Below are 17,502 nucleotides of genomic sequence, written 5' to 3' on the forward strand. Positions count from 1 at the left end.
CTTTTATTATTTTTTCACAAATAAATAAACTATTAGTTCTATAAGGCCAATAAAAGCAAAAAAGACTATTAAAACAGCTAAGGAAATGAGTTTGACATTCATTGTATTAGCTGTACCCGTGCCATCATAGGGACGCAGCCAGAGAAATAATGCCAAACTTGCAAATAAAACAACTAAAATAATGTTAGTTATGCGCCACCTACTCATGTTTTAAAACTCCTTTTAATTAATTTGTTAGAGGAATTATACTAAATTTTTAGTTTTTTAGCACTATTTTTCTTTTAAATAAGTATAGGGGTCATTTTTGTCCCGTGCCGTCATTGAGTAGCGACCAAATAAAATCATAGCGTGATGTGTATGAATCCATTCACTTTTAGGTAGAATTTCCTCTAATCTCTTTTCTACTTCCAGTGGCTTAGCATCTTGCGGTACTATATGAAAGCGCTTGGAAATTCGTGACACATGAGTATCGACTGCTATCGCAGGTATGCCAAACCCTTCAGCTAAAACAACGTTAGCCGTTTTCTCTCCGACTCCAGGTAAAGAAATCAGACTTTTTTTGTCATGAGGAATTTTACTATCATATTTTGAAACTAAAATTTCAGCAGTTGCTTTTAAGTGTTTAGCTTTAGAATGATAAAGTCCAATTTGAGAGATATGTTTTTCTATTTCCGGAATCGTTGCTGTTGCTAAGTTTTTCGGTTCAGGATAGTCTTTCATAAATTTAGGCATTACTCGATTTACCATTTTATCAGTAGTTTGAGCACTCATTAAAACCGCGCATAATAAATGGAATTTATTATCCCATACCAATTCACTTTTTGCGTCAGGATACATTTTGTTGATACATTCTAAAACTTTTCTAGCTTCTTTAGCACTAAGAATTTTTTCTGCTCCCATTTAGCGATTCCTCCTCAAAAACTTTTGGACCTCACTCACTGTTTTTAAATTATGCCTTTGCCAATTTAACAGAATGCGATCGATGTACTTTAAACTATATGCCTGAGATAAAACAGCTTCCCGCAAAGCCAGCTTGATAATGGCAGGATCATAATGGTCAACGTTTAGCCAGGCAGCAATTTCTTCTCGTTCGATCGGGCTTAAGTAGCGACCAAATTCAATTTCAAATTGGCGAACTAATCGATTCAGAGGACTGTTGTCAATAACAGACGCTGAATTCTCGTTGTTTTTTTCATTGAGAGTACTATCAGTTTTTCCTGTCAACAATTTATCTAGTTTGTCGTACAACTGGTTAAGGTTATATTTATTTCCAATCATACCCTTTTTATCAGTTACCTGATCGATTACCAGTAAATTTTGTTCAATTAATTTTTGTAGTAAAGCACCGATTTCTGCAACGGAAAAATTAGTGTTTGCCGCAATTTGTTCATTGGTAGGAAAAAAGTCTCCTTTTTGAGCAAACATTTCCAATTGCAAAATGATCATCATTTCAGCGTCATCGATTTTTAGTTGCGGATAATAAGCGATGAGACCATTTGATAACAGAGTTACACCTAAAGCACGGTAATCATTATATTGCATGATTTTTCTCCTTTAAAAAAGTTGAACTAAAGTATTTTTAGTTCAACTTTTAATTATCTGATTGATTTTAATATTAAGGCTCGAGTCTGTTAATCATTCTTGGGAACGGAATAGCTTCACGAACATGGTCTAAATTACAAATCCAAGCAATTACTCGTTCAAATCCCATGCCAAAGCCAGAATGAGGTACGCTACCATATTTACGCAAATCCAGGTACCAGCTATAATCTTTTTCATTTAAGCCGGCTTCATGAATTTGTTTAAGTAATGTATCGTAATCACTTTCACGTTCAGATCCGCCCATAATCTCGCCATAACCTTCAGGTGCTAAAACGTCAGCACATAAGTATTCTTTAGGATTATCCGGGTTTTTCTTCATATAAAAAGGTTTAATAGATGTTGGGTAATTTACTATGAAGAACGGACGATCAAATTTTTCGGAAATAAAGGCTTCATCAGGAGCGCCAAAATCATCCCCCCATTTAAAGTCTCGTCCATCATCCTGCAACATTTTTACTGCATCATCATAAGACAAACGGGTATAATTGCCCTGAGAAGCAGGCTCAAGTTTCTTAGGATCCCTGCCCAAAATTTCCAGTTCATATTGGCAATTTTGTAAAACTTGTCCAGTGACATATGAGAGGAACCGTTCCTGCAAAGCAAGAGATTCATCTTGATGCATCCAGGCCATTTCCGGCTCCATCATCCAGAATTCGGTTAAATGACGACGAGTTTTTGACTCCTCTGCTCTGAAAGTCGGACCAAAAGTAAAAATTTTTCCGAATGCTTCAGCCCCTACTTCACCATAAAGTTGACCAGATTGAGAAAGGTATGCATCCCCACCGAAATATTCAGTATGGAATAATTCCGTAGTTCCTTCGGGAGCAGAATGCATAAAGATCGGAGCATCAAATTTTATAAAACCTTCATTTTCAAAAAAGTCAACAGTGGCTTTGAAAATGACGTTTCTGATTCGCATGATAGCAAATGGGCGCTTGCTTCTTAACCACAAATGCCTGTGATCAAGAAGAAATTCGATACCGTGTTCCTTATTACCGATAGGATAGCCTTCATTATTAGTAATAAGCTTCAAATCCGAAATCTGAATTTCATAACCAAAGTGAGAACGTTCGTCTTGATGAACAGTCCCCTTGATGTAGAAACTTGCTTCTTGATGCAGTGATTTTGCTGTCTCAAAAACTTCATCTGAAACAGCATTTTTACGAACAACGCCTTGGAAAAATGCTGTGCCATCACGTAATTGTAAGAAAACTATCTTACCACTTGAACGTTTATCCGTCAGCCAAACGTGCATCTGCACTTCCTGGTCGACATGATTGCGACAATCTGCTATAGAAATTAATTCTGTCATAAACTTTTATTCCACTTTCCTTATCATAATCAAATTAATAATACCAAAGTTTGAGTAATTTAGCGACTTAACCTACTAATTTTCCGTTTTTAAAATCAAAAAGTTGATAATGATATTCCCCCGCAACATTTTTAGAACTTACTTCCCAAACCGGCTTATTCTGATACCAGCCTAAATTTACCTCAGTAATTTTTGCAGTTGGCCTTTTAGTACTGTATTTGTTGCGGATAACTGCTTCATTAACACCCTTACTTGCTGGATATAAATATGCTCTTTTAGATCCGGGTAAATAAATAAAATAATAGGTCTTATGATTTTTGGTCAGACCTTTTAAAGAATAGCTGTTAACACCACGATTCAAATGATAGGTCTTTTCGGTGTACTTAATTGGAGTCTTTTCTAGAGCAATTCTTTCAAGCTCGCGGGTTTCTGCTCTTTCGGGATTGCCCGCTTTATAAAAAATTATAATAAAAGCAAAGTATAACAATACCAATATTAAGAATACCCATGCTAAAAATTTAAATGTTTGTTTTGTATCATCTTGTATCATAGTTCTCTAGCTTTTCTTGTAAATCATTCAAAGATATTTTTTTGACTTTAACCGGAACAGCAGCCAGAAAAATAGGACCATAATCTTTAGACCAAATTCTGGAATCTAATATTAAAAATTGCCCTTTATCCTGCTCTCCCCGTATTAACCTGCCCATTCCCTGCTTAAACCGAATAACCGCACGTGGCATCGTATCAGAATGAAAAACGTCAATTCCGCTGTCAATGAGCTGTCTTTGGCGCAATTTAACTTCAGGTAAATCAGGGGCTTCAAATGGCAATTTGGTTGCTATGACCAAATCTACACCACATTCGTGAAAATCTATTCCTTCCCAAAAACTATCTGCCCCAAGTATCAGAGCTTTTTTAGCGATGGCGAATCTTTTGATAATACGATTATTTGACCCGGAAACACCCTGAGCCAAAATTTCAAAATCGCGTAAGTTGGGCGAATTGATAATAGCACTAAAAGTGTTTTTAATTTGTTCTAAATTTGTCATTAGTATTAAAACATGATTTTTATCTGCCAAGTCATTTTCAATAATTTGTGTTAGCTTTTTTTCGCAGGTAGGATCATTGATATCTGGGAAATCAGTTACAGATAAAACCTCAAGATGTTTTGCTAATTTAAATGTGCTTGTTCCGATGTATTTTTGTGGTGCTAAGTCGGTTAAACCCAAAAGTTTAATTATAAAATCAAAACCATTTTCACTAGTCAAAGTTGCACTTACAAATGAAATGTGATCGAAGCGATCGTATATTTTCTGCAACTCTGGCGTTGCGTCAAGCATCAGCCAGCTTAAATTGGCACTCAAAGGATCTTGAGGATTAGTTAAAGTCACAATGAAGCCTTCTGATTCAACATAAGCTTTTTTACGAAGTAAATCAGATAGCTGATAGCTTTTTGTAATAAAATCATCCAGTTGATCAATTTGGCCTGAAGTTTCACTTAAAATTGCATCCCGGTCAATATTTGAATTGTCAGTTTCATTGTACATCTTAAATAAAATTTGATTAGTATTCTGCCTGATGTCTTCCAGTTTCCGCTGCAGTTCAATCAGCTTAACTAAAAACTGACTATTTTTGGGAAATAAATCCCTTCCTCTAAAGCTAAGCAGCAAATTACCATTAGCCAAAGTATTTTGGCTGACAGCCTTTTTCTTTTTAGAACAAAGTAAACGCTGCAAATGATTAATTACCTTAATTAAATCAAGGATTGCCGGATCCAGCTTTTCCAATAAAAAATTAAACTGAACGTCATTACCGTATTGATTAAATACACTGTCATCGGCATAATAAAGCAAATTACGCAGATGGTTGAGAGCCCCCCATAATGATTCGAACTGAAACGAATCGTTTCTAGAACTGATAACATTGTCTACAAAGCGGTGAGCCTCGTCAATAACGAGATAAGGATTTTGTCCCCAAATAGTATCATTATAATGGTTGGCTAAATAGGCGTGATTTGTCACTAAAATGTCAGCCTGCTCTTGCCTTTGTCTAGCCAAGTTCCAAAAGTCAACGCCCGCAAAAATGCTACCAACGCGAGCATCTCCAGGATGGGCAATTTGAGTAAATAAAGGTGCACGATAGTTAGTAAGCTGCAGTTCGTCTAAATCGCCGGTCTTAGTTTCGGTTAACCATACTAAAATACGCATTTGCAAAACTAAAGTCAACTTATTAGGAGTACCTTGATATAAACTCTGATAAAAGCCATCAAGATCAAGATAATGGCTGCTGGCTTTGACTTCTTCGGCTTTTAAATCCAACTTGGTAACGTTCAATAATTGGGGTATTTCATGATTAATAATCTGTCTTTGCAAAACTTTTGTAGGCGTAGCAATTACTAATTTTCTATTGGTATATAAATGATAGGAATAAGCAAATAAATAAGAAAAAGTCTTACCGGTGCCATTAGGAGCTTCAACTAATAGTGTCCTTTGCTTTGAGGCGCTTAAAAACTGTTCAATGCGATTAATTAGGTCTACCTGCGGTTGCCGGTAATTAATTTTATTTTGAAACAGCTTCTTTTTTGCGCTATCACTTTTCGGAAAAGTAGTTGACGACTGACCTGCGGTGATTGCTACTTTTTCCTGCTTACGCAAGATTATTTGTCGTACTTGTTGGTATGCAGAAGATAAAGGACGTTTCTCTTTACGTGCATCATCAGCAATAGTCGTAAAGATCCAAGAAGTGTCGCGGATTAAACCGTGCGCCAAAGAGCTTAACGTGTTAAGAGTAGCTTGGGGTAAACTTTCGAGCCGCTCAATAATTTTTATTAGTAAAACTGCAGTGCCATATGCATCAGAGTCAGCTTTATGGGGGTTTAAATGTTTAATGTGCAATAATGCCGTCAAATCGCTCAATTTATATGATGGTTCCGTAGGAAAAGCAATTTTGGCCAGCTCCACGGTGTCAATTGCACGATTGGTCAAAGGCTCATAACCATGTTGTACTAATTCATAATTTAAAAATGGCAAATCAAAATTGACGTTATGAGCAACAAAAACAGTATCTTTTAAAATTTTTACAATCTTTGGTGCATAAAAAGAAAAATCTTTTGCATGAGCCACATCCTTATTATGTATATGAGTCAGATTTTGAACCGCTATTGGAATTTCACGGTGGGGGTTTATCATAAAAGAATATGTTTTGACAACTTTCATATTTTTAATAATGGCGCAGCCAAACTGGATAATATGATTGTTATCTTCTCGCTGTGTTCCGGTAGTTTCCAGATCAACTACCGCAAAAACGGTCTGCTCAAATGATTTCATTCTGCATTACCCCTCCTTTCTTTACTTAACTTCAACAATTTGGCATGCATCTAATAAGATTAAATATTTAGCTTTAACTTTTTGGTCGGAAAAAGAATTTAAAGCTCTTTCATATAAACGCAATTGCCCCGCATACTTTTGCTTAATTTTGGCGATAGCCAATTCTAAGTGGCTGTGATCGATATGATCAGTTTTATAATCAAACAATATTATGCCATCTTTTTCACTAAAATAACCGTCTATTGTACCATGAATTAAAATTTTTGCATCCGGGTCACTGAAATTGGCAAATAGAACGTCAGCTGGCAGCAGACTTGAAAATTCAATTTCGCGCTGCAGATTTGCAGGATTTTCCCAAAATTTTTGGGCAAAATCACTATGAACAAACCAATTTATTTGTTGCAAATTTAAACTGGCAACAATTTTGCTGTTGAGCTTATTTTGTTTTACTAACTGCCGCACTTCTTCTTCAACTTGGTCTGCTTTGCCTGAGCCATGATAATCATAGTATTGCAGGATCAGGTGCATTGCCGTCCCAATTTCTGCCCCGGTAAATTTTGTCTGATATAAAAAATCAGGTTTAGTATCAATCGGTTGCAAATAACGGTTGGTAGAAGAAAGCAGGTGCGCATTTTCCAGTTCGGTATCAAGCGGATCATTAAACGCTTTTTTAATTTCGGATACAGACTGATAAGCAGTTGTATGACTTGCGTCTTGAAAAGGATAACTGAAGTTGTATAATTTTTTGGCATATTCTGTTAACGCTGACACATTATCTTTTTCAGCTTTTTCTGGAACTGCTTGCTCTTTTAAATTGATACTTTCATCCTGATATTGCAGATAAAGCAGTTTTTGACTTGTTTCTGCAGCTAAGTTTATATCTGTGATTTTTTGACTTAGAAGTTTCTGCCAGTCAATTGCAGGACCGATGAAACTCATGGGGTTAGTAGCATTAAGTTTATTGTTGAGAGTTATCTGACCATGTTGATTAACTTGATCTTGCCATTTTTTAATCGTTTTGGGCAAATTCTTTAAATCCGCCACCAAGATCAACTTTTGCTTTGCACGCGTCATTCCGACATAAAGGATACGTGCTTCTTCTTCTAAAAGCTGTCTTTTTTTGGTGACATTATCAATTGCTTTGATAAGTGTATCAGCCCGATACTGGGTCTCTTTAATAGTAAGACCTACTGACTTGCTATTGATAATATAGTTATTACTTAAATCCCGCATTTGAAAGCGGTGCTGCAAACCTAAATAGAACACAATGGGAAATTCAAGTCCTTTGGAACCGTGAACTGTCATTAAGCGCACTGAATTTCCTGCTTCTTTAGTTAAAAGTGGTTGAGCCAGGTCTTTCTGGCTACGCCGCATTCTTTCGATGAAATTAATAAATTGGTATAATCCCTTAAATCCCGCACTTTCATAGGATGCAGCTCTTTCATACAAAGCTTCCAAGTTAACTCTGCGCTGCTTGCCGTTAGGTAGCGACGTCATAATTTCCAGTAAGCTGGTTCTTTCATAAATACTCCAAATCAATTCTGAAATTCTGTGCGTTGCCGCAAATTTGCGCAAATCTTCAAGCTGGTTCAAAAAATCTTTTACTTTCTGACTGAGCTCATCGCCAACAGCCACATAAGAAGTTAAAGCATTGTAAAAACTAGCTTTGGGGGTATGAATTCTAATAAGACTTAAATCGGGCTCTTTAAAATTAAATAAGGGTGATCTTAAGACGGCTACCAGTGGAATATCTTGGTCCGGATTATCAATTATGCGCAGGTAATTCATAATGATAGTTAATTCCAGAGTTTGAAAGTAATTTTTAGCATCCGTAACCATGATTGGGATATTATTCTTTGCGAATTCCTGCATGATCTCAAGGTTGTTGCTACGGCTTCTGGTTAAAATCACAATATCGCTGTATTTGAAAGGTCTTAAATGATTATCATTAGTTGAAGACTTGTCATAAACTAAGAAGTTTTCCTCTGTGAATTTTTTAATGCGGTTAATAACCATGGCGATTTCAGCTGAATCGATATCATCAGCAGTATCATCCTGAGCAGTATTTTCATCATTGTCTTTTTCATGAAAAAGTATTTCTGTTGCAGCTGGTAAGTTCTCAGGATAATAGCTCGCTCCGTAGACCAGCTGACTTTCAGCTTGATAGTCAATCCCACCAAAATCTGTGGTAAGAACATTTTTAAAAACTTGATTAACAATAGCAATTACTGGCTTAGTGGAGCGGAAATTATCAGATAATAAAATTCGTTCTTCTTTTTGTTCATTTTCTTTAAGCGCTGCTTCCTGATATTTATGCAAGAACAAACTCGGTTCCGCTTGCCTAAAACCATAAATTGACTGTTTGATGTCACCCACCATAAAAATATTATTTTGGCCGTCTTTTTTAACCAGCTGCAATATTTTTTCTTGCAGGGGATTGATATCCTGATACTCGTCAACCAATATCTCACTGTATTTATTTTGATAAAAAGACCGCGCCATCTGGGATGCAGAAGTATCCTGACTGAGGATTTGATAAGCTAATTGTTCCATGTCGCTGAAATCAAGAAGATTCTCTGCTCTTTTTAACTGAGTAAAATGATCAATCAATGCCAGCTCAGCTTTTACAATTGCTGACATGATCTGTTTACCCTTTTGCATTAAAGCCAATTGTTCTTGCTCGTCCGTGGCATAAAAAGAAGTAAAAGAGGTAAAAATCTGTTCCGCTGCTGCTTCTTTTACGCTATGACATTCATCATAAAAGGCAATGACATCTTCATCCCACTTTGCGGATTTACGCATACTTCCACGAAAAATACAGTCACGTAGTTTTTCTCTTTGGTCATCGTAGTCAGCATCATTTTTGAGAGCAGCCAAATAATTGGCAAGACATTTTGCAAATAAGTCAAAACTTTCTTTGACTTTATTTAACTGCTTGGTAGCCATGGTAGTACTTTGACAAAGTTGCGCAATATTGTCAGCTAAACTCTGAAAAAGATCTAATAAATACGGTTTGATTGCCTTTTGCCATAATGAAGATTTAACCACTTCAGGTCCGCATTGATATTTTTGCGGTAGTTCTTTAAGCCAGTCACGATAATCAGGCTTAGTCATGGCATAATTATACAAATCTAGTAATAAATTCTGTGGCGTCTGTGCATCCCTGTCACCAGCAAAATTATCATAGAAAGCAACAAAATCAGCGTCTTTATTTTCTAAAAACTCACCTTCAATATCTTTTAATGCTCGCTCGCGCATTAGCTCAGCTTGAGAATCATCAGTCAAAATACTGAAACTGGGATCGATGTCAATCACGTAATAAAAATGATGTATTACATCCAGGCAAAAAGCATCAACTGTCGAAATATTAGCAGAGTCGACCAAGTTAAGCTGTTGACGCAGGTATGATTTGGAGGAAGCCTTTTGTAGCTCCGCTAATAATGCTGTTTTAATTCTTTTCTTCATTTCGGAAGCAGCAGCTTTAGTAAAAGTCACTACCAGTAGCTTGTCAACACTGGTTCCGGCAAGTATTTCGTTTATTAAGCGCTGCACTAATACCGTTGTTTTCCCACTTCCAGCGGAAGCTGATACCAAAATATCACGGCCATGATCATTAATTGCTTTTTGCTGAACTGGTGTAAACCGTTTTTCTCCTAGGGACATTCTTATTCGTTCTCCTTTAGCCGTTTTTTGATTTTTTCAAGTAATTCTTCCTTTTTAATATTACCAATTTTATGATATTTATTTTCTTTCAGCATGGCATCAAAAAAGAAAATGTCACGGTAATCTGAATATGTTAAGGCATTGATACCATTGCCGTATTTATAAGGGTTTAATTTTATTTGCCCTGATAAAATTTGACTGGAAGCTTCTTTAATCAGTTCTTCGTCATATTTGAGCAGCAAGTCAAGTTCATCATCTTTAAAAGAACTGCCACTAAATTTTAAAGTGCCATCTTTTTTGGATCTGACCCCGGTATAAAGAGAAGATGAATAGCTTGGCTGCTTTAAATCAGGCTCAGCTTCCAGCATTAATAATTGGTCGTTATTGATCAAACCGGTATATTTAAGCTTAACTTGACCATCTAAATTGGCTTTTTTGACCTGCAAATTAGTACTATATAAATCTTTACCATTTAGTCTATCCGTTTGCCTTGTGACAGTTTGGTAAAAAGCACCTAAAAGTGAAAAAGGCGTAGACCCTGCAAAAAACTTTTTATTTTGCAGCAAGACATTCAAATAGGAAACCATTTGTAAAGAGATACCATGATAAAATAATCCTAAATTAAATTTCTTAGCGGAAGACTTATAGTCAATTACTTGAGCTAGTAATTCATTCTGATCAGCAACCCGAGCTAAATCTACTCGATCTATTTTGCCCCTTAAATTGACGTAATGTCTGCCAGAGAGATTAGGAATTTTCAAGTTAAGTCCCTTGACCAGTTCACCATTACCAAAACTAAGTTCTGAATATTTAGCACGTAACGGCGTTTTGGTGACTGCCTTGTGCCAGTTAGTAGCAACTTTAGTAGTGGTTTGGTCAAGACATTTAAATAAAAATTCGTTAAAGGGATCATTCAAAAGCTGCTTATACCGGGCTTCACTCTGCATTTTAGTGCGCGCCACTTTGAGGAGCTCATTAAGTGTTGGGCCATCAATTTCTTCTAAATCGAGTGAGCGTTCATTTAATTCTTTAACTAACCTGTCAAAAGTTTCATGAAAGTAGTTTCCGGCCTGGATGGTATCAAGTTCATTTTCAAATCTTTTATGCAGATGCAAGCCATAAGTTAGAAAATATTCATATGAATTTTCATAGAATGTTTCTAGCTGAGAAACCGAAGAATTAAGGTTACTGCCGTATAATTTTTGCGCCAAGTCAGGCCCAATGTTTTGGGGTTCATTAATAAATTGGCTTGCGGTGATAACTTTAGTCGTCTTTTGTGGTAAGAGATCACGAGTTAGCTTTAATAATTTTTTTACGCCAATATTTTTTTCAGCCTTATTAAGGTAACCTAAGTAGCCTAAACTTGCTTGGGCATTAGTAATAAAAGACAGTAGCTGACTCGTTTCTTCTGGCAGATTATGCTGCAAAAATTCTGCTGCACTAGCGTTCTTAAACCTTTCATAATAAATTGAAGGCTGAACAGTACTACCCTCATCAGTTGCTAAAGAATAAGTTAAGTAAACTTTATCCTGTGCTAAAGCCAGACAAATACCAAACTGGTAATTTTGATCCCAGTTGCTTAATTCTTGTCTGTCTTCAATATATGAGTCTTCACCAAAATCCTTTTTCAGTTCTGCTAGGTTTTCTGGACTTAAAAACCCGGGAGTGTTTTGTATCTGCGGCAGCCCATTAACCGTTGCGCCCATAATAAAAACTTGTTTATAGCCACTAACTTGCACGATACCCATTTCAGATAAATTGACTGCATCAAGTGTGGCCGGAATTTGCGAAAAGGTAGCTTCCTTAAAACCATTGATCAGTACATCAAAAAAGCTCTTAAGTTCAAAACTGTCCGGATTAATCAGTAAATAATCATGTAAGAGGTTGATCAATAAGTCCCACACCTGCTCAGACTGACGCGCTTCTTGCAAGGCTCCACTCTCTTGAGCATCAGCACGCCATTTTTCTAAAATATTATTCACACCGTTTCGAGTTAAAAAGTCGAAAAAGGTCGTGATTGCTTTTTGGGTATCTGTCTCATCTTTTAAGCTTTGGAACAACTTGGTAATTTGTTTAACAAAAAAATCCTTTAGTTTATCTATTTTGTTAACTTCTTCTGGTACCTTGTCTAAATCAATTACCTCTGCAGCCATATATTCAGTGAAACTTCTGCGCCATAAATTATGGTTAATGCCGTGTGCCAGAACAAAATTTTCCAGCTGATCAACATCGTATATATATGCAGATTCATCTTGATACCACTTCGGGATAATGAGCCTAGTTTTCATGATTGCCAGCATATTTTGCGTTTGAAATGGTCTATTTAGCAACTGCGCAATATTTTCAATCAAAACAACCAGAGGGTGATATTTCATTTCCTGCTGCAAGTCATTAAAAAACGGAATTTGATTCTGCCTTAAAATTGGAGTTAAATAGGTTTCGTATTCATGTAAATTAGGTGCCAAAACCAAAAAGTCCTGGTAACGATAATGCCTTAAAGCAACCTGCTGATAAATGGTATGAGCAACGTAATAAGCTTCAGCGTATCTATTGTCAGCACGCACAAGCTGCACCTGATCCAGTTCACCAATTTCACTAACCGTGCCCGTCCAAAATTCATTGAGTAACTCTCTTTTGGTAGGTTTGCGACTAATAGTTGTCGTTGATATTTGATGAGGCAAATTACGAGTTTGAATGTACTGCAATAGCTTATTGATGGTAGTTTGAATAACGTAATCATAGTCTCCCGGTTCAGGTTTAGGGTTAATTTCACCCTCTTTGGTTTTGAATGCCAAAGTGACACTATGAGCTTTAGCCATCAGTAATTTAACGGTTAAGCATTCTTGCAGTGAAAAATGGGAAAAATCACTGAAGTAAAAGTCGGTTGTGCTTAGTCCCTTGCAGTCAGCCAGATATTCATTTAATTGCAATTGAATTTCATTTGAAGTAGAAAATTTACCTTTAATAGCCTCAATGAAAGCAGAATATAAAATATTCAAATCTGCAACTTTGTTTTTGGTTTCAAGATCAAGAGTATCCAGATCAATCTCGTTAAGGTCCAAGTTACCTTCACGTATTTGCAAGATTGTATCATACAGTTGTTTGAGCAAGCCGGGATTTAAATTGGTGGTTTGAAAGAGATGTAGCTGCTCTTTTTTTTGCTCAATGATTTTTGCTAAAAGCATAGCCGCTGCAGCATCATCCAGCTCTGTTGGTAAGCCCTGTTCGGCATCTTTTAAGAAGAACCAGGCCAACCTGGAAAAAGATAAAACTTGTAAATTTTTCACTGATTGCTCTGTCTGGTTTTTACTGGTAGCCAGCCTGTTAATTGCCCTGACTTCTGTGGTAAACTTAATGTGATTAGGAACGATGACAAAAGTTTTATGATTAGGAAAACGCTGATAATTTTCTATTGCTTCCTGTAAAACTTTTTCCTGCATGGGATCGGTTTGCCGACCTAGTAAAATTTTAATCATCTGTTCTGCGCTCCTTTGCCATTATTTTAGCATAGGAACTAAAAATTTTTAAAAACAATAAGGATCTTAAATAAAATGAAATCAAGTTTTTTAGGACACGGAAAAGTTATTTTAATTGGTGAACATTCAGTAGTTTATGGCTATGATGCTTTGGCATTGCCAATCACTTCTTTGCATATTAAAACAACTGTAGAACCATCTGAAAAAATGTGGATGGATACGGCTCATTATCAGGGGCCTTTTTTTATGGCTCCGGATGAATATGATGGCTTAAAATATGTAGTTAAAACAATGTTAAAAAAAGCCGCAAGTCAAGCAGCTCTTAAAATAACCTATACGGGAGAGATTCCAATTGAACGCGGCTTAGGTTCCAGCGCCACCGTGGCACTGGCGACTACGCGCGCAATGAATGATTATTTCCACTTAAATTTAACTGAAACTGAAATTATTAATATAACTAACCACGCAGAAATGATCAACCATGGTAAAGCATCGGGCCTTGATGCTGCCACTGTTAATTCTGATTGCCTAGTCTTTTTTAATCAAAAAGATGGTCCTAAGCCGCTAAGGTCGAAATTACAAGCTACCTTACTTATCATGGATACAGGTGATTTGGGTAGTACGAAAAAAGCTGTCACTCAAGTTCATAAGCTTCTAAATGAATCCCCGACAGCGCAAAACAATCTTGAGCAATTAGGTAGATTAGCTGATGAAACTAAAACTGCCTGGTTAAATAAAGATGCAGCGACAGTTGGCTTAGCTTTCAATCGGGCTCAAGAAATATTGCATTCATTTAACCTTTCGACTGATAAGATTGATCAATTAGAAAAAATAGCTCATGCAAATGATGCCTTAGGTTTTAAATTATCTGGTAGCGGACTGGGCGGCATAGTGATTGCTTTGTGTCGCAATCAGGATGATGCTCTTAAAATAGCTCATAAATGTCAAAATATCGTGGCACATAGTTGGATTGAGGAAATTTAATTTATGGAAAAAACAGTTCGTGCTCATACCAATATTGCTTTGATAAAATATTGGGGCAAAGCAAACCAAAGTCTGCGTTTACCATTAATGTCCAGTTTGTCTATGACACTGGATCAATTTTACACTGATACTAAAGTTTCTGTTAGTCCAAAAAATCAGTTTTGGTTAAATGGTGTTGAACAAAGCGGACTAAGTTACCAAAGGGTTTTTTCTTTTTTAAAACTGTTACAAGAAAAGTTTGACGTTAAGGGTAATTTAAAAGTTGAATCAGTTAATCACGTTCCGACGGCCGCAGGTTTGGCCTCCTCCAGTTCAGCTTTTGCGGCCTTAGCCGGAGCCTTTTGCGTTCACTATGGTATTAGTTTATCAGCAGTTGAACTTTCCCGTTTGGCTCGTTGGGGTTCAGGTTCAGCCAGCAGGTCAATATATGGCGGCTTTGCGATTTGGCAAAAAGGTACTGATAATGAATCATCCTATGCTTATGCTTTAGATGAAAAACCTAAAATGGATTTACAACTATTGGTGGTTGAATTGAATAAAAACCCTAAAGACCTGTCCTCCACTCAGGGCATGAAACAAGCGCAAACCTCTCCTTTTTTCAGGCCGTGGCTTGAGCGTAATCAAGCTGAGTTGGCCCAGATGGTTGCTGCTATCAAAGCAAATGATTTTTCAAAACTGGGTAGTTTAGCAGAATTAAATGCCTGTGAAATGCATGCTGTTAATTTAACTGCCCAACCGGGTTTTACATATTTTGAGCCTGCAACTATTAAAGCAATCAAATTAGTAGCTGATTTGCGCAGGCTTGGTATAGAATGTTACTTCACAATAGATGCCGGACCTAATATAAAAATCTTAAGTCAATTAAAAAATGTAAAAGATATTACTAAGAGGTTTGTATCCGAATTCCATAATGTTAACATAATAAATGCAAGTTTTGGTCCAGGTATTTCATGTCTGAACTAGTTAATGTAAATTAATTGATTAGGAGATTTAATTCTTTTGATAACAGAACAAGCACCCGGAAAATTATACATAGCTGGCGAGTACGCAGTATTAGAACAAGATTGTCCTGCAATTTTAGTCGCAGTCAATCAATTTATTCGCGTTTCAATCATTAAGTCGAAATCAAAAACTGGTTTAATCCACTCTAAACAATATTCTCAAAGCTCCATTCATTGGGTTAGAAATGGCGCAAAAATGGTTATTGACAATCGTGATAATCCATTCGAATATATTTTGGCTGCAATTTCATACACGGAACGTTTCTGCTTGGAACAAAAAGTCAAGATGAAAGTCTATGATTTATACGTCAATTCAGATCTTGATTCTTCGGATGGGAAAAAATATGGTTTGGGCTCCAGTGCTGCAGTTACAGTAGCCACAGTCAAAGCAATCTTGCGTTTTTATAATGTTGCTTTTAGTAATGAATTAGTTTATAAATTATCAGCCATTTCTCATTATTCAGTTCAAGGAAACGGTTCGGCTGGTGACATTGCAGCCAGTGTTTATGGTGGTTGGATTGCTTATCAGACTTTTGATAAACAATGGCTTGCTAATGAACTTGCTCATAAAACATTATCGGAAGTGGTCAATGAAGCCTGGCCTGGTTTGAAGATACAACTTTTAACCCCTCCCGCCGGCTTAAAACTGATGATTGGCTGGAGTCAAAAGCCTGCCTCCACTTCGCGGCTTGTTGATGAAACTAATGCCAATAAGGCCGCCTTAAACGGACAATATCAAGAATTTCTCAGGCTTTCGCGTAAATGCGTACTAAAGATGATTGCCGGATTTGAACAACAAGATATTCAGTTAATAAAAAAGCAAATTCGAGTTAACCGCAAATTGTTGCAGCATTTTGCACAAATAAATCAGATTGCAATTGAAATTCCGCGACTTTCCCAACTGATCAATATCGCCGAATCATTTGGAGGAGCTGCTAAAACTTCCGGTGCCGGTAACGGCGACTGTGGTATTGTAATCGCTGATGCAAATACAGATACTGCCTATCTTGAAGATAAATGGCGCCAAAACGGTATAATGCCGCTAGACTTTCGCGTTCATCAAATTCGAGTTGCAGACTAGAGGAAGACCATGTCACTTAGATCTAATCGTAAAGAAGAACATTTGGTTTTAGCACAAAAATTTTATCAAGATAATAAACAAAATAGTTTTGATCAGATGCATTTGGTGCGGCCGGCTTTACCAGAAACTGAAGTAAGTATCAAAGCCATACAAACGACAATGTTTGGCAAAAAAGTGGCAGCCCCCTTTTTTATTAATGCAATGACCGGCGGTTCTCATAAATCCTATTTGGTTAATAAGAAATTGGGACAAGTTGCCGCTAAAACCAATATTGCTTTGGCACTCGGCTCTGCCAGTATTTTGACTAAGGAGCCTTCTCTTAGTGACAGCTTTTTGATTGCACGTCAGCAAGATCCTGCTGGCGTTTTAATTGCAAATGTAAATGCTAAAACCTCCGCCGAACAAGCGCAAAAAATAGTTACAGAATTAAATGCGGATGCTTTACAAGTTCACCTGAATGCAGTGCAAGAAATAGCCATGCCTGAAGGAGACCGTGACTTTTATTGGCTAAATAATTTAAAAGAATTGCGTCAAAAAGTAACAGTGCCAATTATCATTAAAGAGGTCGGCTTTGGTTTAGATGAAAGAACAATTCTTTTGCTAAAAAATGAAGGCTTCAAATTTTTCGATGTTGCGGGCAGTGGCGGTACCAATTTTGCCCAGATAGAAAATGCTCGTAATACCAATGATGTTTCTTATCTGAATGATATCGGCTTACCCACTGTCATTTCAAGCTTAATGGCTGCTAAACAGCATGCTTATTTTATTGTCTCAGGCGGCGTGCGTAATCCTTTGGACGTTTTTAAGGGATTATGTCTAGGTGGAAAAGCAGTCGGTATCTCAAATGTTTTTCTGCAAGCTTTAATCAAACATGATGATAATTATTTGCAAAATCTTATTTTAGAATGGCAAGAAGAACTTGCTAACCTGCTAGCTATTTACGGTCAAAATGATTTAACAAAGTTAACCAAAATCAAAAAATATTATGATTTACCGCTGAAAACAGCCATTGATCAGCTATTATAGTTTTTTATAAAAAATAGCCACAAATAACTGT

12 protein-coding genes are annotated in these 17,502 nt (G+C 36.7%); 4 read left to right on the plus strand and 8 right to left on the minus strand.

Annotated elements, in window-relative coordinates:
* Window positions 1-6: 6 nt before the first annotated feature.
* The 8 genes from Q0R51_RS01510 to Q0R51_RS01545 all read right to left on the minus strand — a co-directional run bounded on the left by Q0R51_RS01510 (window position 7) and on the right by Q0R51_RS01545 (window position 13,379).
* Complete coding sequence (locus Q0R51_RS01510) at window positions 7-207, minus strand: DUF3923 family protein (protein ID WP_046324838.1); 201 nt, start codon at window positions 205-207, stop codon at window positions 7-9.
* Between the two features lie 63 nt (window positions 208-270).
* Window positions 271-900 (minus strand): endonuclease III, encoded by a 630-nt coding sequence (gene nth / locus Q0R51_RS01515; RefSeq protein WP_294756198.1) that lies wholly within the window; start codon window positions 898-900, stop codon window positions 271-273.
* Window positions 901-1,542: a DnaD domain protein gene (locus tag Q0R51_RS01520; RefSeq protein WP_294756199.1), complete on the minus strand. Its 642-nt coding sequence runs from the start codon at window positions 1,540-1,542 to the stop codon at window positions 901-903.
* Window positions 1,543-1,615: 73 nt separating this feature from the next.
* Window positions 1,616-2,914 carry an asparagine--tRNA ligase gene (gene asnS, locus Q0R51_RS01525; protein ID WP_294756201.1) on the minus strand — a complete coding sequence of 433 codons (1,299 nt, stop codon included), beginning with the start codon at window positions 2,912-2,914 and terminating at the stop codon, window positions 1,616-1,618.
* A 67-nt stretch (window positions 2,915-2,981) separates the two neighbouring features.
* The gene (locus Q0R51_RS01530) at window positions 2,982-3,464 is read right to left on the minus strand and encodes a hypothetical protein (RefSeq protein ID WP_294756202.1); all 483 of its coding nucleotides are present in this window, start codon (window positions 3,462-3,464) and stop codon (window positions 2,982-2,984) included.
* Window positions 3,451-6,240: a helicase C-terminal domain-containing protein gene (locus Q0R51_RS01535; protein ID WP_294756205.1), complete on the minus strand. Its 2,790-nt coding sequence runs from the start codon at window positions 6,238-6,240 to the stop codon at window positions 3,451-3,453. The genes Q0R51_RS01530 and Q0R51_RS01535 overlap by 14 nt, the downstream gene beginning before the upstream one ends.
* 21 nt (window positions 6,241-6,261) lie before the next feature.
* The gene (gene addA, locus Q0R51_RS01540) at window positions 6,262-9,903 is read right to left on the minus strand and encodes a helicase-exonuclease AddAB subunit AddA (RefSeq protein WP_294756206.1); all 3,642 of its coding nucleotides are present in this window, start codon (window positions 9,901-9,903) and stop codon (window positions 6,262-6,264) included.
* Window positions 9,904-9,905: 2 nt separating this feature from the next.
* Window positions 9,906-13,379, minus strand: a complete 3,474-nt coding sequence (locus tag Q0R51_RS01545) for a PD-(D/E)XK nuclease family protein (RefSeq protein ID WP_294756208.1) — start codon at window positions 13,377-13,379, stop codon at window positions 9,906-9,908.
* Window positions 13,380-13,454: 75 nt separating this feature from the next.
* Here Q0R51_RS01545 and mvk point away from each other — a divergent pair, with 75 nt between their 5' ends.
* The 4 genes from mvk to fni are packed head-to-tail and all read left to right on the plus strand — an operon-like array spanning window position 13,455 to window position 17,471.
* The gene (mvk, locus tag Q0R51_RS01550; protein WP_294756209.1) at window positions 13,455-14,363 is read left to right on the plus strand and encodes a mevalonate kinase; all 909 of its coding nucleotides are present in this window, start codon (window positions 13,455-13,457) and stop codon (window positions 14,361-14,363) included.
* Window positions 14,364-14,366: 3 nt separating this feature from the next.
* Window positions 14,367-15,326 (plus strand): diphosphomevalonate decarboxylase, encoded by a 960-nt coding sequence (gene mvaD / locus Q0R51_RS01555; RefSeq protein ID WP_294756210.1) that lies wholly within the window; start codon window positions 14,367-14,369, stop codon window positions 15,324-15,326.
* Window positions 15,327-15,362: 36 nt separating this feature from the next.
* The gene (locus Q0R51_RS01560) at window positions 15,363-16,445 is read left to right on the plus strand and encodes a phosphomevalonate kinase (RefSeq protein WP_122026071.1); all 1,083 of its coding nucleotides are present in this window, start codon (window positions 15,363-15,365) and stop codon (window positions 16,443-16,445) included.
* A gap of 9 nt (window positions 16,446-16,454) precedes the next feature.
* Window positions 16,455-17,471, plus strand: a complete 1,017-nt coding sequence (gene fni / locus Q0R51_RS01565; RefSeq protein ID WP_294756211.1) for a type 2 isopentenyl-diphosphate Delta-isomerase — start codon at window positions 16,455-16,457, stop codon at window positions 17,469-17,471.
* The last annotated feature ends 31 nt before the right edge of the window (window positions 17,472-17,502 follow it).

It is taken from the genome of uncultured Lactobacillus sp., from assembly GCF_946477725.1.
In the GTDB taxonomy this organism is placed as follows: Bacteria; Bacillota; Bacilli; order Lactobacillales; family Lactobacillaceae; genus Lactobacillus.

Excerpts from the sequence above, each read along its gene's own strand:
- Q0R51_RS01510 (WP_046324838.1), bottom strand. The coding sequence starts at position 207 with ATGAGTAGGTGGCGCATAACTAACATTATTTTAGTTGTTTTATTTGCA.
- Q0R51_RS01520 (WP_294756199.1), bottom strand. The coding sequence starts at position 1,542 with ATGCAATATAATGATTACCGTGCTTTAGGTGTAACTCTGTTATCAAAT.
- Q0R51_RS01535 (WP_294756205.1), bottom strand. The coding sequence starts at position 6,240 with ATGAAATCATTTGAGCAGACCGTTTTTGCGGTAGTTGATCTGGAAACT.
- Q0R51_RS01545 (WP_294756208.1), bottom strand. The coding sequence starts at position 13,379 with ATGATTAAAATTTTACTAGGTCGGCAAACCGATCCCATGCAGGAAAAA.
- addA (WP_294756206.1), bottom strand. The coding sequence starts at position 9,903 with ATGTCCCTAGGAGAAAAACGGTTTACACCAGTTCAGCAAAAAGCAATT.
- fni (WP_294756211.1), top strand. The coding sequence starts at position 16,455 with ATGTCACTTAGATCTAATCGTAAAGAAGAACATTTGGTTTTAGCACAA.
- asnS (WP_294756201.1), bottom strand. The coding sequence starts at position 2,914 with ATGACAGAATTAATTTCTATAGCAGATTGTCGCAATCATGTCGACCAG.
- nth (WP_294756198.1), bottom strand. The coding sequence starts at position 900 with ATGGGAGCAGAAAAAATTCTTAGTGCTAAAGAAGCTAGAAAAGTTTTA.
- mvk (WP_294756209.1), top strand. The coding sequence starts at position 13,455 with ATGAAATCAAGTTTTTTAGGACACGGAAAAGTTATTTTAATTGGTGAA.
- Q0R51_RS01530 (WP_294756202.1), bottom strand. The coding sequence starts at position 3,464 with ATGATACAAGATGATACAAAACAAACATTTAAATTTTTAGCATGGGTA.
- mvaD (WP_294756210.1), top strand. The coding sequence starts at position 14,367 with ATGGAAAAAACAGTTCGTGCTCATACCAATATTGCTTTGATAAAATAT.